Source organism: Pseudacidovorax sp. DMC4 (genome assembly GCF_056314265.1).
Window position 1 is genome coordinate 1 of record NZ_JBQUYR010000027.1, and the last position, 18,106, is coordinate 18,106.

The window sequence follows — 18,106 nt, forward strand, 5'->3', positions numbered from 1 at the left end:
GGCTACGAGACTCTCGAGTTGCGTGGTCCTGTCACCAGCTTCAATATCGAATACTGGGCTCCGTATGTTGAGCGGTCCTGGGCAGAGTTCGCGGCTAACCTGCCTTCACAACAGGATTTGATCACCATCGCCGAGCCCAGGGTCTTTGTGGGGGCCTTTGCTGCTTTTGAAGCGCCAAAGGCCGGCGTCAGCGAGCGGGAGCACGTCGCCACTGAGATGTTCAGTTATCTATCGGACGTGTGTAATGGGGTGCAGGAGGCAAAGGAGATCCGTTTGAAGGCCTTCAATGCGGCCCATGTGATGGGCCGTGAACTAGCTAGGCTGTTCAAGGGAAGCGAAATGCTTCCACGGTCTCTCCTCGCATCGCTTAACGGCTGCGCAAACCTGCTGGAGAACGAGGCTCCATACTGCCCCGACCCGCCTCGGGTAGTTGCGATGGCAAATACTCTTCGCGAGACCTTCGGATGCCTAATTGGTGGCGAAGCTCACGATGACAGGTTGCCTGGAGTCCCACGCATCCGTTGAGCGTTGGATTTGCGGTCCGCTCTGGACAAGACTAAAGGTCTGCTTTGGGCCCGAAGCGGAAGTAGCACTTTATCGGAAGCAGCCTTTCGAGGCCCCCGCGGAGTGTCTTTCGCGGGGTCCGCGTCGGAGGCGCTCAACGCCCCTCGGATGGGTCTGCGTCCATGGCCTTCTTGACCAGATGTGCCATCACTCGTTCTTCTCCACGCGAGCTGTTTTGCAAGGCCGCAACTGTGCCGCGCCTATCCGGCAAGGCCTCGTCTTGGCTCGCCTTCAGTTTTCCCTCAAGCCTGTCAATCGGGATCTCGATTCCGACGATGGCGCCCAGCAACTTGTCGATGTACGAAGCGGGAGCGTCGTCAACGCGCCACGGCGCCTCCTGCCTGGCCTCCTGAACATCAGTGAGCCTGTTCAACATATCCAGTAGCCACTCGCGCTCATGAATAGCGCGCGCAACGCCGTGCGCATGGACGACGGCATAGTTCCAGGTGGGAACGACCATCCCGTGCTCCACCTTGCTCGGATACCACCCGGGCGTGACGTACGCCTGCGGCCCCTGGAACATCACCAACGACGAGGTGTGGGCATCTAGCTCGCGCCAGATGCGGTTAGCTCGAGAGATGTGGCCAATCAGGACGCCTAGCGGCCCTCTGCTTCTGTCCAGCAAGAATGGAACATGGTTAGCGTCAAGGGCAACGCCGACTTGGCAGACCCACGCTCCAAGGGGATGGGACTCCATGAGCGAGAAGATGGCCTCCTGATTCGTCAGCCGGTGGTGTATTGAAACGTACATGTCATGCCACAGAAAAAAGTTGAATTCCGAGGTCAGAAGCCTGTGACAACGCGACCTACCAAAAGCGCAGCCAACATCATCATGGTCAGGCCAACCAGACCGTCGAGCACCTGCCAGGCTCGCGGGCGAGCAAACCAGGGTGCGAGCCAGCGCGCGCCATAGCCAAGAAGTCCAAACCAAAGCATGCTGGCCGTGCTCGCCCCGGCGACAAACCACCCCCGCAGCGCGCCGGGCTGCTGCGCCCCAATGCTGCCCACCAGTAGCACGGTGTCCAGGTAGACATGCGGATTGAACAGCGTGAAGGCCGCCGCCTGCGCCACGGCCGCCCCCCTGCCGAGGACCGCATTCCCTTCCGCTGCCCGCAATTGCTGGGGCACGCCTGCTCGGCGCAACGCCTGGACCCCATACACCGCTAAGAAAACGGCGCCAGCCAGTGCCAGCGCACGTGCCAGCCCTGGACGCCCACCCAAGGCCTGCGCCATGCCCAGGACACCCGCTGAAATCAGCGCCCCGTCTGCCACCGCGCAAAACAACACAACGGTTCCCACATGCTCGCGGCGCAGTCCCTGGCGTAGCACGAAGGCGTTCTGAGCGCCTATTGCAACGATGAGCCCCAGACTCAGGGCCAGACCCTGGATGAAGACCGGAAACGCGAGCGAAGCGGAGTCTGAAAAATTCTGCATGAGCGAAGCTTGCCTGGGCGTCTCTATGAAGACAAACTATCTTTACTACGCCTAATTTAGGGATACTTACGACCATGTTGGACTATTCGGCGCTCTCCGCACTTTCCGCAGTCGTACGAGAAGGAAGCTTCGAGCGCGCGGCCCGCGCGCTGAACGTGACGCCCTCGGCCATTTCACAGCGCGTTCGGCTGTTGGAGGAGCGCATCGGTTGCGCGCTGGTGGTGCGTGACCAGCCGTGCCGCGCTACGGAAACCGGTCGCCGCCTATGCCAGCATGTCGACCAGGTTCGCCTGCTGGAGCAAGACCTCGAAGGAGCGGTTCCAGCGCTGGCACCCGAGGGGATCGCACGGGTGCCTCTACCCGTCGCGGTCAACGCCGACAGTCTCGCAACATGGTTTGCTCCGGCCGTCGCCGAGTTCGCCGCAGCAGCGCCCGTTTTCATGGAGATTGCGGTGGATGACCAAGACCATACCGCCGAATGGCTGCGCAGCGGCGCAGTGTTGGGCGCCGTCACCGGCAGTAGCCGTGCCCCCGCCGGATGCAACAGTCGACCATTGGGCTCGATGCGCTATTTGCCCGCTGCCAGTCCGGAATTCATGGCTCGTCATTTCGCTGACGGCGTCGGAGCGGGTAGTCTGGCCTGCGCCCCCAGCCTCTTGTTCAACGCAAAGGATGAGCTGCAGGCCCAGTGGGCACAGCGCCTGTGCCATAGGCACGTGGAGCTCCCCCGGCATATCCTTCCGTCTACCCAGGCGTTCGTGACCGCGACCTTAGCCGGCATGGGGTGGGGCCTCCACCCGCAGGCGTTGATTGCGCCGCACTTGAAAGACGGGTCGCTCGTCGAGCTAGTGCCAAAAACGCCACTGGACGTCCCCCTGCACTGGCAGCATGCCCGTGCCGCCTCAGCGCTTCTTGATGGTTTGACCAAGCAACTCGTTGCAGCCGCCCGCCGGGCTCTGTTGCCACCCTGACTTGGCCTCAGTGGCGTGTGGCGTCTGTCGACAGTTGCGCGGGTCTTAGGGCAGAAGGTCTGCTATGGCGATTGCACCGCTTCAGCGAATGTCGGCTCCTGGCCGGGACGGGCCGATGAGAGGCCCAGAGTCGTCGCCGCAAACCTGACCTTCGGGCGCTCGCCGCGACCAAACTTTCGAGCGCAGGGCGATCGGCCGCTTATGGCCGAGAGCAGACATCCACTGGTTGGAGGTAGGCAGCAAGGCATATGCCGTTACAAAGCCGCTTTTAACGCTTCCATGTGCAGAGGATCGCCCGCCGTAATCAGAGTAATGAGATCGTCCACTGCAGCCTCGATGTCGCAGACCAAGTCGGTGTTGGAGGCGATGCGCTCGATGTTGTTCGCATGAGAGAAGTAGTGCAGCACCTTCAAGATCCGCTTGGCCTTCTCCACCCCGAATAACTTTTCCGCCCGCTGATCGACGCTGCCGTTGATACCGTCGGGATATTTTGAATAGGTGTAGAGCTCGACGAAGCGGCGCACCGCGTTAGGGATGTGCATCAGCACCTTGTAATCCGTCTTGTCCGGGGCCTGGCGGAACTCTTCGAGCACTGAGAACAGGAAGTGGTATTCGGACGAATACTTGGCCATCGAGGCCGGCATGTTTCCGAAAGTTGAGGCCGTGGGCGAGATCCGCTTAATCAGGTAGTTCGATGTGTTCTTCGCGTTTACCGGCAGTTCCCGCAGGAGCCCGAAGAACTCGAAATTGTGCGTCGAGAAGAACACCTGCCGACACTTGGTCTTCCACTGGCCTCCCGCTCCGCCTTCCTGCTCGAAGAAGACGTCGCGGATCGTCGCCGCCACTTGGAAGATGTGGTTGCTGTCCAGGCTTGAGATCGGGTCGTCGATATAGACGATCGCCTTGCCGAAGTCCTTGAGCTCCTTGAGCTTGGTGAGGAAGAACGAGAAAGCCACGGCGGTCTTCTCGCCTTCGCTCAAATGCTTGGCCACGCTTCCATCCCGGCGCAAGAGCTGGAACCGCTCCTCGCCTCCGATTTTTACCACCCTGATCTGAATGCTGTCGGACCCCAAAAGGGTCTCGATGCGCTGGTTGATCTCCTCGCGCCCCTTTTGGGATTGACTGATCGTCGCTTCGAGCTCATGGCGCAGACGGTCGATGTCCCGGCCGATCTTTTGCAGCTGGCCGATGTGTTTCTCGAACAACTTGCGAGCGACGGCGCGTCGGTCGAGCTCCGCTTTCTCCTCGAAAGCGTGCACATAGTGGAGCCGCGCGCGCTTGATCGCCCCTCGCTTCTCCGCCTTGAAGTGCTGCGCGAGCTCGTTGTTCTGGCCGATGATCTCGTCGAGAGCCTCGCCCGCTTTGATCCATGCGTTCACCGCTTCTTGATCGAACTCTTCAAGGGAGCGCTCAGCGAAGGGGGCTCCGATCTTCTCCCTCACCTCCTGCTCCAGGCGCGCCACGTGATTGTCGTGAGCTTCGGCCGCTAGCTTGGCCGCGTCTGCCGCGGCCGTGTAGCGGTCCCGGAATTGGGCGTTGAGCGCTAGGGCGCTGGGAGGCGAGAAGTTCAGCCGCTTGTCCCACGCGCGCCGCAGAAGGGACTCGAGCTTGCCCTTGAATTCGGCTTGATCCTTGGAGAAGTGGTCCCGGAGATCTTTGACTCGCGCGGCGCTGAGCGGATTGCCGCAGAACTCGCAGTTCTCTTTGTGCTCGTGAAGCGGCAGCCCAGATTCGACCCACCGCGCGATCGCTGCGTTCTGGGTCAGGTACTCGATCGCGTTGGCCATCTCCGGCTTCTGGGCGAGCAGCTGCGCCGCTTCCTTCCACAAGGCCGGTAGGGAGCTGCCCGCGTTGATCTTTGGCAAAGCGGGGAGGGCGAGTTCGTCGGAGGTGTGAGCGAGCTTGGTGTCTGATTCGAGCTGCTCGGGGGTGAGTTTGCAATCTAGGCCGATGCCCACGGTGCTGAGGTCGCGATCGAGCTGTGTAGCGGTGTAGATCTCGGTGAGCTGCAGGGTTTCCTTGATCGCCGCGGCGGCCTTCTTCTTCATCTCGGCCGTCGCGCGGTCCGCGTCGTCGCGCTTCTTTTCGTGTTTGGCGATCGCCTGATTGACGCGTTTGCGAAGCTCTTGGAGCTCGCCGATCTTCTTCTGGGCCTCTTCGGATTCGGAGCCGAGAAGCAAAATGGGGCGAGCAGTCGATCCCGCGAAGTTCAAGTTCTCGTGGATGAAATCAGAGTTGAAGACCCGCACCACCAGGCCGCTCGTCTTCGCGCTCGCCTCCGTCACTTGTCCCCCGTCGCTCTCCACCGCGAACGAGTAGCCCCCAAGCTCGGGCGAAAACTCGCCTCGCTCAAGATGCCCGAAGACCCGCGACAGGGTCGTCTTGCCCGAGTAATTCCAGCCGTAGACGATATTTTTTATCCGGAACTCGTCTGTGCCGGCCGGCTGGGAGTAGTCGCCGAAAACTCCCAGCCCCTTGATCTTCTTGATGCCTTTGAGCACTCCACCGCCTCCATGTCGGTCTGGGGCGGGCCCTGCATCGCCTGTGGTGCCCCGTGAACACCCCGGTCGCTTCGCCGCGACGCCGCTCGATTCTCTGCAGCCTGCACCTAGCCGTCGCGGGATGTTACTCAACCTGTGCCGTGCGCAATAAGGCGAATTCTGGAGCCGCGCCGTTGCTTTTCCAACGCGCCGGGTGATGCGTGCCCGGGCTAAACGGCGGGTTGAGCGCCATAGAGCTGGAAACTATGAGGTGCGCGAATGTGCGGCGCACGAGCAGGCCCCGGCGAGTTCATATTCGTTCCAGTCATCGTCGTGGGGCAGTAAGAGGTTGGTGAGGCCAGCGTATAGGCCGTCAGAAGCATTAGTCATACGCAGAATGACTAGCGTCTGCTTGATAACCTCTTGCCCTCGTCCGCGCTTCAACAGGTCAGGTGGCCGAATGACCGCATCGGCACCGACACCGCGAACCGCGGCCCGCACCGTCGAACGACCGCCATCGCTGCAAAGCGGATGTCGGAAGCTGGCCGGATGACCGCTTACGGCCGAATCGAAATTTGCCAGCCGTCGACATCTCAGGTTCGCCACCAACGGCTGCTCCGGTCCCGCATGCGCCGTTTCGTTAAGAAAACTGCCGCTCTCTCTGCTAGATCGCAGATCCGCGACGAACTGCCGTAGCCACGCCTGCTCAAACCTCGCGGAAGCCGAGCATCGCAGGCCTGCCATCTGGGCAGCCGAGTACTTCGCAAGCGACAACCTGGGCCTCCGAGAAGACATCCACGGCACGCGACTCACGCTCAGAAAGGCCGTTGTCTTCGGGGAAGCCGCGGTCATCCCAATCTTCGAGCAAGGCCAAACCGGCATATGCATCGTAAGGATCGACGTCTGCCTTGGCGAAAACCGCCGCGGCCGCACGCAGGGCCTCCTCCAGCTGCGCCGGCGAGGCGCCTTCGTAGATCACCTCCAACTCGATCATGAACTGGGCTCCTCGGATGGGTGGGCAATGAAGATATCGACGGGCGCCGAGCGCAACAGCGATCGTGCCTCCTCCTGCGTTCCGGCCAGCCACTGATCCCAGTCGCCGTGCTCCAGCGGGATCACGCTGCGCTTGTCCTGTCTGTCGAGCGGCAGCTTCGGATCAGGCTTGTGCATCCTGCTCATGAGCGGGTGGTCGTCAGCATTGATGGTGAGCATCGTGAAGCTCTCGTGCACCTCGCCGGAGGTCTTGTCGGTCCAGGTGCTCCACAGCCCAGCAAGCCCCCATGGCTCGCCGTCGGCCCGCCTGAAGCTCCACCATACGTTTTTACCCGACTCCCAGTTGGGCTCGTCGAAGCTGATGGCGGGAATGATGCAGCGCTGTCCGCGCTTCCACGGGTCTCGGTAGGTGGGCTTCGCTGACAGCTCTTCTGAGCGGGCGTTGTTCGTCGAATACGGCAGCTTTGCGGTTTTCGCGAACCACGGCAGTAGCCCCCACTGCCCGACCACCAGCTCACGGGCGTAGCTCGCGTCGTGGCGGTCGCGTCGTATGAACGGCGCTTGGGCTCTTGGGTAAACATGCTGCTTCCATTGCACGGGATTGCCACGTTCGATACGGAAAGAACGTTCCAGGTCGGCGGCGGTGGGTGCGATGTACCGGTTGCACATGCACCGATTGTGAGATCAAAGGCCGCCCCGGATGTCGCCGGCCGCAGAACTCCTACGCAGCATGCAGGGGCGCGTCTCCGGTGGCCGCTCCCTGAAGCGCTCGCCCGGGCCCCTGAGTTCCCCGCCGAGCGCGTTTTTGGTAGCCTCACGCTGTGCCAGCCCCTCAGGGCAACACGCCGCAGCTCAGTCCTTGCAAGCTGCGCACCGAGCCCCCAAGGCTTGGCCAGGACATCTTCATCATCAACCCTAGTGGGACACGCCGTCCCACAGGGAATGGGCGGTCCCTCCTTTTACGGAGATCGCCATGACTTTCGTTCCGAGCGCCAAACCCGCTTCGTCGCCGACCGCCACTGCCATCGACGCGAACCATCTACGCGATGTGCTGCGTCGAGCGAGTGACCCCGTGGTCGCCCGACTGCTTCGGGACTTCATCCACGAGCAGGACCTGCAGCAGAGCTATCCAGGTGCCTACCTGGTCGCGCTTGAGTCCATCAAGCGCAGCCAGATGCGCTACGCCCGCGCGAAAGAGCAGGGCCGATTCGTGCGCAGCCTCGTGCTCCAACTTTGCTCGATCCTTCGGCGGAGTGCGAGCCTCTGCAGGGCGGGCATGTGCTGGGCCGCTCGTGCCTGCACTCAGCGTGCTGCCCGCCCACACGCCCCGGTGCATGCGAGCAACGTGCTGGAGCTGCCCGGGCCCGGCGCCGGCACGCAGCGCAGGTCAGCAGCGAAATCAGGCCGATAGTACGGCCACAGCCTAGCCAGGTGGAGCTTCTGCTCCCCTGGCCACGGCTTCTTCGCACCATCTGTGATCTGCGGATAACCCCGGATGCCGAGGCTTTCCAGAGATTTCCGATATGCCAACAATTCATCATCCCTCCTGTTGATCGCACTCCCCATTGGCTTGACAAGTGACGACCAGGAAAATGACACTACGTGCAACCGGCGTCGCGCTTATGTAGATTTTTGGATGGTGATGCTGGGAGGCTTTCACCATCCGCTCCAGAACAGGAGGAATCCATGAGCGGTATCGACCAGCGTTTCAGTGGTCCTTTCGGGCCCATCTCTCCCCTTCTTCTTACCCACCTCAGCCCTTTGATGCGCCGCTTGCTGTGCGGCGCAGAGGAATCGTGGCGCGTGCGGGTGCTTTGTGCCGAAACAGGTGCCTCGTGGACTTCGGTCTACCAGGCCGCCAGCGCGGATGACGCGGAAACCTTCGCGCATGCCGACGCCCACGCGCTTGCACCGCGTTGCTCTCATTCCGTCGAGGCTTTCGAGCACCTTCCTGCAAGGCGGTTGTGGGAACTCCGCCTGCGATGGCCGGCTGGGGTTCGGCCGCACGCGGAGCCGGCAGTCATTGGTCGCGTCGTGGCCACCAGTGCGACTGAGGCCCTCGACGCTGTGCGCCACCTCTTCCTCGGCGAAGACATATCCACGAGTTTGAGCGCGGCGCCGAAAGGCAGCGAGCTGGTTCTGTTGGCATGCTGAAAGGAGAAGAGCCATGAACACCGTTATCGAATTCTTGGACGCAGTCGACTGGCGCGTCGTCTTCTCCGATCCAGAGGTAGGTGCGCAGATCACGTTGCGGGTTACGGCCGTGTCCTCGGACGATGCCATCGACAGAGCCATGATGGTGGCGAGCGACGGCGCGGCCGGGCGGCGGCCCTGGCTGCAGTTCGAGCATTGCGAGACGTTGCCCGACAGGGACTGGGAAGCGAGCTCGTACAGGCTTGGCCTGATGCAGCGTGCGCTGCGCCGCAGCGATGCCGAACTGAATGGACGGCGTGCGCACTACGAGGCCACGGCCCGGTGCGTTGCTTCGCACATCATCGACAGGGGGGTCTGACATGATTGGTTCGGACCCACACGTCGCTTACGCTGATTCGCCTCGTGATATCACGACCGATGAAGCAAACGGGATCGCATGGTGGAATGGTCTAACGGAGGATCAGCGTGCTGCGTGGTTCAGGCTTGCGGGTACCGCGATACCCGCTGTGGCATGGGCCTTTGCCAAAGACACCGAGATACCCAACGAGGAGGAGCTGGCCGATCTCCGGCACTGCATGTGTAGCAGCGACTTCTGGTTCAGCCCACACGTCGTTCCCCAGTACGACCTGCTCGTTGCGGAGGGCCTGCTGGGACGCAAGGAAGCGGAAGACTATCGGCACTTGCGGCAGGAGGCCGGGTTGGCCATGGACATCGCGCAGCTCAAGCCGCAACCCTGCCCTGAACTGGCTTGGGTTCTCGACGCCGGCGGGCCAGCGCTGCAACTCGGCGATCCCTACGATGTTGGAGGCATCTCCTGGTCGGCCAAGTATGGCTACGGTACCCACACGGCGCTGGAGAAGATCGATCGCTCCGTACCAGGTGGCTATCTGGACCGCGAGGTCAGGCCTCACCATGAAGGCAAGGGCTTCGTGTGGAGCGTGACTTGGAAGCTGCCCGACACGGGCGATGGCACCATATATGCGCGTAGCTCGGGGACGACTGGGACGCTGCAGGAGGCACTGGGCCTGGCCGCGGAGTACGAGTTCGTGCAACAGAACATCGGCGCCACGCGGTTGTACGTTTGCGAAACGCATGGCAGGACCCACTGGGTTGGCTCGGTAGACGGCCAAGAGTTGGAAGTGTCCTCGGGAACCAGTTTCGAAGGCAGTGCAGAAGAGCCCCGCTTGTTTTGGACGCTCAACTGCAAAGAGGGCACACCGCAGGGCCGGCTCGCTGAGCTTTTCGGTAGCTCTGGCTTGCGTGGCCGCGCGATCGACCTGCACGATGCAGTTACCGCAGCGGCGGGCTCTATGCAACGCCTTAGGGATCAATGCGGAGCCCTTCTGGCGGCGATGCCTGGTGCGGTCGCCGCAGCGCATACCGACGAAGGCTGAAATGGCATCGTCGGCCGAAGCTGGGGATGACGGCGCCGGGCAGCCGTGCCCCGGGCCGGTCTTTACGCACGGCGAGGGAAGCCGCTGCGAAAGATTCCGTACGCACGAGAATCTCAAGGTCTCCAACCGGGCCATCTGTTTTGAGTGCAAGCATTTCGAGCAGGAGGTCGATGACGAAGGCGAAAGCGCATGGACGCTGTACTTCGATGACCGAGGCACCTGTGCCATCGGTCGGAGCAACGGCTGAGTATTTGGAGGCGTTTCTCCTCTGGAGATGGCCAGGACCCCGCGTGGCAAGCAGCGGCTCTTAGCGCTCCTGGATGCCTACCAAGCAGTGCGACGCTGAGGCCCAGGGCACCGACGTTGCGACCGGGCAAGCGCGATGCTGCTCCCACCCGGCGCGCCCCCCAACTGGATGTTTGTCATCCCGCGATGCCGCAGATTCGCGCTGGCACTTCGGGTCGTGCGAAGCGCAGGCCGGAGGTCTTGATGAGCGCGCGTTCCTCCGCGACTGAAATCAGGTTTTCGCGCTGCGCGCACCAGACTCGCGAGGGCTGCCCTCCACCAGACATCAGCCGCCTCCAAAGAGAGGGCTTTGGGCCGGTAGCAATCGCAACAGCGTACTGCTCCGTCCAGAGGCGGTCCATCGTTGTGTGGACCGTCAGTAGCCCTGCGATGCTACCCTCGGCCATGTACAGGGGGCCGGAGAGCAGCAGGTGGAGGGCCTGCTGCACCGCATCGGTCTCACTGCCCAGGCTGCGTCCAGAACCCTCCTCCAGCGTGAGCAGAATCCATCTCTGGGGCTCGTCGCCGCTTCGCGCGAGGGTGGCCGTGCGCCAATAGGCGATCACGGGGCCATACCGGGCGCGCAGTGCGAGCGGCAGCCATCCCGCCCCAGCCAAACGGCTGCTGTCTGGCTGGGCGATCCTGGCGAACGGCCAGGGGACCCATCGATCGTCCTCCAGCAGCTCGAAATCCTCCAACGACACCCCTCCATCGAAGAACGGGTCACCTGCTCTTTGCGTACGGGTCCAGATCAGATCCGCCCGTCCAGGGAGCCAGTCGTCTTCGTGGAAGTTCCAGCCGGAAAGTGCCGTGGCTACGGCCTCTCGGCGCACGCGCATCATCCCGTGAGGTCCCAGCCAGCCCTTTTCTGCAAGATCGATGCGCGCGTCGGCTTCTCGCTGCCAGAAGGAGAGCCGATAGATCGCCTCTGCATCTGGAATGTCCTGTGCTGCTTCGATCAGCGCGACATGCGGGCACGGCTTGCCCTCGTGTTGCCAGCGTGCTGGACGGAATACCGCGTCGCGACTGACGGAGCGCAGGCCTGTGAGTGAGTCGACGCGGTAGTAGTAGTCAGGCTTGCTAAGTTCGGGGAGCATGGCTTGGGCGGTTCGAATCGAAAGCGATGAGCATGTCATGGGCATACCAGCAGAGGCGATCCAGTCCGAGCGATAGACAGGAGATCCGTGCGTACTGGGCAATCGCCGGAACTTGCGAACCTTGCCCGGCTACCCGATACTGTGAATACTGGTTAAATTTACAGTATGCCTGCCGCCCCCTCCACGCTTCCGTCGTCCGCCCTGGGCACCGCCCAGGGGGTACCGTGCTGGACGCCCGAGGCGAATCCCACGGAAACCGGAATCTGGTGGGCGTCGGATCTGCCAACCGCCGCCGGCGGCACGGTGGCCACCGGGTGGGCGAGCCTCGACACGCTGCTGCCGGGGGCCGGCTGGCCGACTGGGTGCGCGGTCGAAATCCTCAGTACCCACCCCGCGGTTGCGGAATGGCGGCTACTGTCGCCAGCGCTACGCGGCAGCGTCGACGGCGCACGGCCCGTGGCTGTCGTCGGTCCGCCGCGGGAGCCGCATGCGCCAGGCATTCGCCAAATGGGCATCGACCCGGGCGGCCTGATCTGGATCGACGCTGCGGCCCCTGCGCAGAGGCTGTGGGCGTGCGAACAGCTGCTTCGCGCAAACGGCACCGCGGCGGTCATAGCCTGGCTCCCGCAGGTGCGCGCCGCGCAGATCCGCCGGCTGCAGGTCCTTGCCAGCCAAGCCGAAGGCCTGCTTTTCCTCGTGCGGCCGCTGGATGCGGCCACGCAGGCTTCGGCGGCCCCGCTGCGCGTGGCCGTCTCGCCCTCGCGCCGCTCTGCGCAGGCACTCACGCTGCGCGTGTTGAAGCGGCGCGGTCCGCCGTCTGAAGATCAGATCGAGCTTTCCTGCACGCCGCCGGGGCTGCAGCACGTGTTCACCCATCCGGTGCCGGCCGGCGTGCCGGTCCGCCCCGCGAAAGACGAAGATGCCGGCGCCCATCTGGCTTGCCCTGCTGCCGCTTCGGTCGCAAGATCCTTCGTCCAGCACTGATGAGGCAGATCTGCACGGTGCCGCGCTCTGGGCCTTGGGCTTCAGTCCGCGCGTTGCCGTTGTGGACCAGGCGGTGCTGCTTGAGGTGGGCGCAAGCCTGCGGCTTTTCGGGGGCTTGCTGCATCTCGCCGAGCAGCTGCAGGCCGGCGCCCAAGCGCTCTGCCTGGCAGTGTCGGCGCCGGCAGCCACGGGGCTTGCCGCCCTGGCCGTCGCCCGTGCGGGTCAGCGGCTGGAGATCGCCGACCTGCCCGGAGAGACCACTCCTGGCGAAGTGTTGGCCGCCCGCCTCGCCGAGCAGCTGGACCCGCTGCCGCTGCGCACACTGACCGCGGCACAGCGCGCGGAAGGCACGCTTCTGCGCGCGGGCTGCAGCACGCTGGGAGCGCTGCGCCGCCTGCCCCGGGGCGGCGTCAGTCGCCGCTTCGGCATCGAGCTGCTGCATGCGCTCGATGAAGCCTATGCGCAGAGGCCATGTGCATTCGCGTGGGAGCAGCTGCCGGAACGCTTCCATGCACGACTTGAGCTTCCGAGTCGCGTGGATCTCGCTCCGGCGCTGCTCTTCGGCGCGCGGCGCCTGCTGCTGCAGCTGAGTGGCTTCCTGCAAGCACGACAGGCCGTCACATCGGGCTTCACCCTCGGGTGGTTGCATGACGCGATGCGCGCCCGCACCGCGTCGGCCGGCGGTGAGATCACGGTGCGCACTGCGGAGCCCAGCCGAGATCTGGAGCATCTGAGCCGCCTGCTGAGCGAACACCTGGCCCGCGAGCAGCTGGAGGCTCCCGCATGCGAACTGACTCTGGGCGTCGATCCAGCCTGGCTGAGCCCGGCTGCGAGCTTGAGCAAGAGCCTGCTGCCAGACGACGGCGCACGTGGCGGGACGCTTGTGCAAGCGCTTGAGCGCATCAGCGTGCGCCTGGGTGCGGAGCACGTCCGCGTGCCGCGGTGCACTGAAGACCATCGGCCAGAGCACCAGACTGCCTGGCTCCCGTGGTCCGCGGCGGGCCTCCCGCGGCCCGTGGCGGTGCGCGGAGACGTCCAGATGGACGCCCAGGCAGTTGGCCCACAGCCGACCTGGCTGCTTGCCGAGCCGCTCCCGCTGGCCGCGCGTGCCGGCCAGCCGCACTACCAAGGGCCGCTCACGCTACTGGCCGGGCCTCACCGGATCGAGGCCGGCTGGTGGCACCGCACTGCTGACGACAGCGGGGAGCACCACGAACACGCTCAGCGCGATTACTGGGTCGCGAGCAACGCGGCCGCGGGCCTGGTGTGGATCTTCAGCGCGCGGCTCGCGGGCGAGCGCGTCGCGTGGTACCTGCACGGGGTGTTCGCATGATCGGCTCCGAGGCCTCGCCGGCGTCGCCAACGCCCCCGCCTGGAGGGCGCCCCGGGGGGCCCGGCTATGCAGAACTGGCCGCGATGAGCGGCTTCAGCTACCTGCGCGCGGCCAGCCGCCCCGCCGAGCTGGTTGGCCGAGCGAAGGAGCTCGGTTACGACGCCATCGCCGTCGTCGACGACTGCAGCGTCGCCGGCGTGGTGCAGGCCTGGGAAGCTGCTCGCGAGGAAGGACTGAAGGTGATCGTGGGCGCGCAGTTCCGCACGAGCTTCCCTGCCGGAGCCGAGTCCTCCGAGCCGGCGGCGCCGTCGCTCACTGACCGCGCAGCTGCTGAGGCGGGAGCTGCGCTACAGCCGGCAGCGGCCGATGACCGCTCAAGGTTGCCGTGGCGGCTGATCGTGCTCGCTCAAGACGCTGTCGGCTACGCACGGCTCTGCCAGTTCATCACGAGCTTGCGGCGGTCCAGCGGCAAGGGCAGCTACCGCCTCGATTTCGAGGATCTCGACAGTACGCTCGCAGCGGATCGTCTTGCCGGCTGCGCATTGATCGCGTTGCCCGACGGCCCACTGCCTGGCCATCACCGTGACCAGTACGGCACGCCGGAGACGAGCGTGCATCTGGCTGCTGCTGCATGGGATGAGGCCAGCCTGACAGGCTTGGCCACATGGCTTGAGCGCACCGTGCGCGGGCCGGCATGGCTGGGCGCGTGCCTCCTTGCGCAGGCGGGCGATGCAGCCTGGCTGCAGCGGCTGCGCGCGGCGGCCAGGGCAGCTGGGCCCAGCGTGCGGCTTGTGGCGGTCGGTGACGTGCGCAAACACCGGCGCAGCCGCGCCGCGCTGCGCGACGTGCTCACGGCCGTTCGGATCGGACGGCCGCTAACAGCCTGCGGCGCTGCGCTGCCGCCGAATGCGGAGCAGCACATGCGCACACGACTGCGGCTGTCTCTTTTGTACCCCCCCGACCTGCTGGCCGAGAGCCTGGTCATCGCACGCCGGTGCACCTTCGACCTGGCGGAGCTGCGGTACAAGTACCCTGCCGAGGTCGTGCCCGCCGGCGAGACGCCGGACACGCACCTGCGGCGGCTGACGTACGAGGGCGCCGGCCGGCGCTGGCCAGCCGGCATCGAGGCCCGGTTGCAGGATCTGATCGAGCACGAGCTGAAGCTGATCGCAGAGCTTCAGTACGCCCATTACTTCCTGACCGTCGCGGACCTCGTTGCCTTCGCGCGGTCGCGCAACATCCTGTGCCAGGGCCGCGGCTCGGCTGCCAATTCGGTGGTCTGCTACTGCCTTGGCGTGACGGAGGTCGATCCTGGCCGCATGAGCGTGCTCTTCGAGCGCTTCATCTCGAAGGAGCGCAACGAGCCGCCCGACATCGATGTGGACTTCGAGCACCAGCGCCGGGAAGAGGTCATGCAGTACCTGTACCAGAAGTACGGCCGGGACCGTGCAGGGCTCACAGGCGTGCAGACGCGCTACCGCACGAAGTCAGCGGTGCGCGACGTGGCGAAGGCTCTGGGCTTTTCGGCAGCGCTGCAGGACCGGCTTGCAGCGGGCCTCGGTGGCGTGCTGCGCGCGGCGCACGCGCAGCTGCCCGGCGCCGCCGAGGCGCTGCAGGACCGCCTGGTGGAAGTTCTGGCCGACACCGGCGTCCAGCCAGATGGGCTGGCCATGCGGCAGCTAGTGACGCTCGCCGGCCAGCTGCTCGACATGCCGCGGCACCTGAGCCAGCACCCGGGCGGGTTCGTCCTGACGAAGGGGCCGCTCTCCAGCATCGTGCCGATCGAGAACGCGGCGATGGAGGACCGAACCGTCATCCAGTGGGACAAGGACGACCTGGATGCACTCGGGCTGCTGAAGGTCGACGTGCTCGCGCTCGGCATGCTGTCTGCGATCCGCCGCACGCTCGATTTCGTGAGCGCGCGGCTGGGCCGCGTGGTGTCGCTGCAGGACATTCCCGCGGAGGACGAAGCGACCTACGACATGATCTGCAAAGCGGACACCGTGGGCGTCTTCCAGATCGAGAGCCGGGCGCAGATGAGCATGCTGCCGCGCATGCGGCCGCGAACCTTCTACGACCTAGTGATCGAGGTGGCCATCGTGCGCCCGGGCCCGATCCAGGGCGGCATGGTGCATCCGCTGCTGGCCCGGCGTGAAGGCCGTGAGCCCGTGACCTACCCCAGCGAGGCCTTGCGAGAGGCGCTGGGCCGCACGATGGGCGTGCCGGTCTTTCAGGAACAGGTGATGCAGATCGCCGTGCTCGCTGCCGGCTTCACGCCCGGCGAGGCCGACCAGCTGCGCCGGGCCATGGCCGCCTGGCGGCGCAAGGGCGGCCTGCAGCAGTACTACGGCAAGATCGTGGACGGCATGACGAGTCGCGGCTACACGCGCGAGTTCGCCGAGTCGATCTTCGAACAGATCAAGGGCTTCAGCGAGTACGGCTTCCCCGAGAGCCACGCGGCGAGCTTCGCGCTGCTGGTCTACGCGAGCTGCTGGCTCAAATGCCATTTCCCCGCGGAGTTCCTGGCCGCGCTGCTGAACAGCCAGCCCATGGGGTTCTATACGCCATCGCAGCTGGTGCAGGACGCACAGCGGCACGCCGTGCCGGTGCTGGCCGTGGACGTGAGCTTCAGCGACTGGGACTGCACGATGCAGCGACCCGGTGCGCGACGACCTGACGGCTCGCGCCCGCGACCGGCCGTGCGGCTCGGCCTGCGCCTGGTGCACGGTCTGTCCAAGGCCGCAGGCGAGCGCATCGAGCACGCCCGGGCTCAGGCCCTGTTCACCAGCGTGCAGGACCTGGCCCGCCGAGCCGGGCTTGACCGGGGCGATTTGGACAAACTCGCGGCCGCCGATGCGCTGGCCAGCCTGAGCGGGCACCGTCGGCAACAGGTGTGGGACGCCGCGGTCGCGCGCGTGCCCGGTGCGCTGCTCGCCGAGGCCAGTGAGGAACGCGAAGAGGAGGCGGCGCCCGAGCTGCTAGAGGCAGCCGAGGGTGAAGCAGTAGTGTGGGACTACCGGGCGACCGGCTTGACGCTCCGCTCCCATCCGCTTGCGCTGCTACGGCAGCAGTTGCACCACACGGGCGCCCTAACGGCTGCGCAGTTGCTGCGCGTTGCTGATGGGGCACGGGTGCGAACCTGCGGTCTGGTGACGCTCCGGCAGCAGCCGGAGACGGCGAAGGGAGTGCTCTTCTTGTCGCTGGAAGACGAGACCGGGCCGGTGCAGGTGATCTGCTGGCCCAAGGTGAAGGAGAAGTACCGGCAAATCCTTGCAAATGGAGGCATGCTGCTGGTGAGGGGGAGGTGGCAGTGTCGAGGGGAGGCGCGGAGCCTAATTGCGGAGGGCTTCGAGGACTTTACGGCCTTGATGGGGCAGCTCTCGGTACATAGCAGGGACTACCGATAGTCATGTACCACTAGTTCTTCTACAGTTGACCATTGCGATCGGCCAATTCGCGGTAGGACCTTGAAAAATGATTGGGAAAATACGGTATTTCGTTTGTACCCCAGAGCCAGAGACAGACGAAAAGTCGGATATTACTCCATTCCAGGGATATTTTAGCAAAATAGTCAACCCGGAATTTCTGCTTCTGCTTGATATCTTATGTCTCGCTCCGCACCATCCATTTGAAATATTCTCTAATCTAGACAGACTGATAAAGTCAAGAAGAAATCCTATATATCGCGACGCAAGCATATTAGGCATCTTGTATTTAGAGGATGTTTTAAAAAATATCAGTGATGACATCGTCGTAATACTATGTCTTCCGACTGAAATAGAAGCTGTGCGAAGCGCTTCGAATGGGCTCAAGATCAAGCCGATAATAATCTCGCCGTTATCAGCGGACGGCATCGTGGATGCGCGAACTCTTCAACCGGCCAATTATATTCTTGACTACCATATACGCCAGAAGTTACGCGAAGTGTTAGGCCTCTCTTCGAATAGTCGCCATCTTGGAGTTTTGCAAAAGAAGCTAAGAAAGAAGCAGCTGAAACAACTGCCATTCCCTAGCCGAATAGCCGGCGTAACGAAAGCCAACGAAGCAGTATTAGTCAGCCTCGGCTATAAATTTAAAGGATTTAAGAAGCTTGTATCGGGGCATCCGCAGCCCTATGTTGATGCAATTGCGAAGTCTGCGAACGATATACTGGAAATTTTTTGCCAGCCGGGAGAGGGCAGGAATTTCATAATTTACAGCTCTAGCATTTTCTCCTATCTCTATGACTTTAAAAGCTACGCATGGAACACGGTTTTCCGAGAGATTAAGGATAGAGAAATAAAAGACTTCATAAAAAACGGAATTTTCAAAAATCCAAATTATAGCGGCTTTGCTAGCGACAAATTCTCAGACGACTTCTTGGAGATGAAAATTCAGCGCGACCCCATTGTCGCTTCAATGCTTAGTATGAGAACTT

Annotated in this window: 17 protein-coding genes; 11 read left to right on the forward strand and 6 right to left on the reverse strand. The window is 63.5% G+C overall.

Going from position 1 to position 18,106, the window contains the following annotated elements:
• Positions 1-525, forward strand: a 525-nt coding sequence (locus ACT54X_RS28490) for a hypothetical protein (RefSeq protein WP_476349981.1), incomplete at its 5' end; no start/stop codon positions are given.
• Between the two features lie 133 nt (positions 526-658).
• On the opposite strand, the gene ACT54X_RS28495 is transcribed toward ACT54X_RS28490, so the two are convergent.
• Together ACT54X_RS28495 and ACT54X_RS28500 are read right to left on the reverse strand one after the other, a co-directional pair.
• Entirely contained in the window at positions 659-1,315 is a 657-nt protein-coding gene (locus ACT54X_RS28495) for an FMN-binding negative transcriptional regulator (protein WP_476349983.1), read from the reverse strand.
• Positions 1,316-1,347: 32 nt separating this feature from the next.
• Positions 1,348-1,998 (reverse strand): LysE/ArgO family amino acid transporter, encoded by a 651-nt coding sequence (locus tag ACT54X_RS28500; RefSeq protein ID WP_476349985.1) that lies wholly within the window; start codon positions 1,996-1,998, stop codon positions 1,348-1,350.
• A 74-nt stretch (positions 1,999-2,072) separates the two neighbouring features.
• Here ACT54X_RS28500 and ACT54X_RS28505 point away from each other — a divergent pair, with 74 nt between their 5' ends.
• The gene (locus ACT54X_RS28505; RefSeq protein WP_476349987.1) at positions 2,073-2,969 is read left to right on the forward strand and encodes a LysR family transcriptional regulator ArgP; all 897 of its coding nucleotides are present in this window, start codon (positions 2,073-2,075) and stop codon (positions 2,967-2,969) included.
• 254 nt (positions 2,970-3,223) lie between these two features.
• Here ACT54X_RS28505 and ACT54X_RS28510 read toward each other — a convergent pair whose 3' ends face one another.
• From ACT54X_RS28510 to ACT54X_RS28520, 3 genes are all read right to left on the reverse strand, one after another.
• Complete coding sequence (locus ACT54X_RS28510; protein ID WP_476349989.1) at positions 3,224-5,470, reverse strand: AAA family ATPase; 2,247 nt, start codon at positions 5,468-5,470, stop codon at positions 3,224-3,226.
• Positions 5,471-6,155: 685 nt separating this feature from the next.
• The gene (locus ACT54X_RS28515; RefSeq protein WP_476349991.1) at positions 6,156-6,443 is read right to left on the reverse strand and encodes a hypothetical protein; all 288 of its coding nucleotides are present in this window, start codon (positions 6,441-6,443) and stop codon (positions 6,156-6,158) included.
• Positions 6,440-7,111, reverse strand: a complete 672-nt coding sequence (locus ACT54X_RS28520; RefSeq protein WP_476349993.1) for an SOS response-associated peptidase — start codon at positions 7,109-7,111, stop codon at positions 6,440-6,442. The genes ACT54X_RS28515 and ACT54X_RS28520 overlap by 4 nt, the downstream gene beginning before the upstream one ends.
• Positions 7,112-7,415: 304 nt before the next feature.
• Between ACT54X_RS28520 and ACT54X_RS28525 the strand changes: the two genes are divergently transcribed.
• From ACT54X_RS28525 to ACT54X_RS28545, 5 genes are all read left to right on the forward strand, one after another.
• Positions 7,416-7,853, forward strand: coding sequence for a hypothetical protein (locus tag ACT54X_RS28525; protein WP_476349995.1), 438 nt, complete (start codon positions 7,416-7,418; stop codon positions 7,851-7,853).
• A gap of 275 nt (positions 7,854-8,128) precedes the next feature.
• The gene (locus tag ACT54X_RS28530) at positions 8,129-8,596 is read left to right on the forward strand and encodes a hypothetical protein (RefSeq protein ID WP_476349997.1); all 468 of its coding nucleotides are present in this window, start codon (positions 8,129-8,131) and stop codon (positions 8,594-8,596) included.
• 13 nt (positions 8,597-8,609) lie between these two features.
• Complete coding sequence (locus ACT54X_RS28535) at positions 8,610-8,954, forward strand: hypothetical protein (RefSeq protein ID WP_476349999.1); 345 nt, start codon at positions 8,610-8,612, stop codon at positions 8,952-8,954.
• A gap of 1 nt (position 8,955) precedes the next feature.
• Positions 8,956-9,990 carry a hypothetical protein gene (locus tag ACT54X_RS28540; protein ID WP_476350001.1) on the forward strand — a complete coding sequence of 345 codons (1,035 nt, stop codon included), beginning with the start codon at positions 8,956-8,958 and terminating at the stop codon, positions 9,988-9,990.
• 1 nt (position 9,991) lies between these two features.
• Positions 9,992-10,237, forward strand: a complete 246-nt coding sequence (locus ACT54X_RS28545; protein WP_476350003.1) for a hypothetical protein — start codon at positions 9,992-9,994, stop codon at positions 10,235-10,237.
• Positions 10,238-10,412: 175 nt separating this feature from the next.
• Here ACT54X_RS28545 and ACT54X_RS28550 read toward each other — a convergent pair whose 3' ends face one another.
• Positions 10,413-11,372 (reverse strand): hypothetical protein, encoded by a 960-nt coding sequence (locus ACT54X_RS28550; protein WP_476350005.1) that lies wholly within the window; start codon positions 11,370-11,372, stop codon positions 10,413-10,415.
• 165 nt (positions 11,373-11,537) lie between these two features.
• On the opposite strand from ACT54X_RS28550, the gene imuA reads away from it, so the two are divergent.
• From imuA to ACT54X_RS28570, 4 genes are all read left to right on the forward strand, one after another.
• Positions 11,538-12,356 carry a translesion DNA synthesis-associated protein ImuA gene (gene imuA / locus ACT54X_RS28555; protein ID WP_476350007.1) on the forward strand — a complete coding sequence of 273 codons (819 nt, stop codon included), beginning with the start codon at positions 11,538-11,540 and terminating at the stop codon, positions 12,354-12,356.
• Positions 12,292-13,689: a Y-family DNA polymerase gene (locus ACT54X_RS28560; protein WP_476350008.1), complete on the forward strand. Its 1,398-nt coding sequence runs from the start codon at positions 12,292-12,294 to the stop codon at positions 13,687-13,689. Before imuA ends, ACT54X_RS28560 begins: the two co-directional genes overlap by 65 nt.
• Positions 13,686-17,096, forward strand: coding sequence for an error-prone DNA polymerase (locus tag ACT54X_RS28565; protein WP_476350010.1), 3,411 nt, complete (start codon positions 13,686-13,688; stop codon positions 17,094-17,096). The genes ACT54X_RS28560 and ACT54X_RS28565 overlap by 4 nt, the downstream gene beginning before the upstream one ends.
• A 301-nt stretch (positions 17,097-17,397) precedes the next feature.
• Positions 17,398-18,106: hypothetical protein (locus ACT54X_RS28570; protein WP_476350012.1), on the forward strand; the 709-nt coding region annotated here is incomplete at its 3' end.

Coding starts and splice junctions, on each gene's coding strand:
- ACT54X_RS28530 (WP_476349997.1), top strand. CDS start 8,129: ATGAGCGGTATCGACCAGCGTTTCAGTGGTCCTTTCGGGCCCATCTCT.
- ACT54X_RS28565 (WP_476350010.1), top strand. CDS start 13,686: ATGATCGGCTCCGAGGCCTCGCCGGCGTCGCCAACGCCCCCGCCTGGA.
- ACT54X_RS28525 (WP_476349995.1), top strand. CDS start 7,416: ATGACTTTCGTTCCGAGCGCCAAACCCGCTTCGTCGCCGACCGCCACT.
- ACT54X_RS28540 (WP_476350001.1), top strand. CDS start 8,956: ATGATTGGTTCGGACCCACACGTCGCTTACGCTGATTCGCCTCGTGAT.
- ACT54X_RS28535 (WP_476349999.1), top strand. CDS start 8,610: ATGAACACCGTTATCGAATTCTTGGACGCAGTCGACTGGCGCGTCGTC.
- ACT54X_RS28500 (WP_476349985.1), bottom strand. CDS start 1,998: ATGCAGAATTTTTCAGACTCCGCTTCGCTCGCGTTTCCGGTCTTCATC.
- ACT54X_RS28550 (WP_476350005.1), bottom strand. CDS start 11,372: ATGCTCCCCGAACTTAGCAAGCCTGACTACTACTACCGCGTCGACTCA.
- ACT54X_RS28560 (WP_476350008.1), top strand. CDS start 12,292: ATGCCGGCGCCCATCTGGCTTGCCCTGCTGCCGCTTCGGTCGCAAGAT.
- imuA (WP_476350007.1), top strand. CDS start 11,538: ATGCCTGCCGCCCCCTCCACGCTTCCGTCGTCCGCCCTGGGCACCGCC.
- ACT54X_RS28495 (WP_476349983.1), bottom strand. CDS start 1,315: ATGTACGTTTCAATACACCACCGGCTGACGAATCAGGAGGCCATCTTC.
- ACT54X_RS28515 (WP_476349991.1), bottom strand. CDS start 6,443: ATGATCGAGTTGGAGGTGATCTACGAAGGCGCCTCGCCGGCGCAGCTG.
- ACT54X_RS28520 (WP_476349993.1), bottom strand. CDS start 7,111: ATGTGCAACCGGTACATCGCACCCACCGCCGCCGACCTGGAACGTTCT.
- ACT54X_RS28505 (WP_476349987.1), top strand. CDS start 2,073: ATGTTGGACTATTCGGCGCTCTCCGCACTTTCCGCAGTCGTACGAGAA.
- ACT54X_RS28545 (WP_476350003.1), top strand. CDS start 9,992: ATGGCATCGTCGGCCGAAGCTGGGGATGACGGCGCCGGGCAGCCGTGC.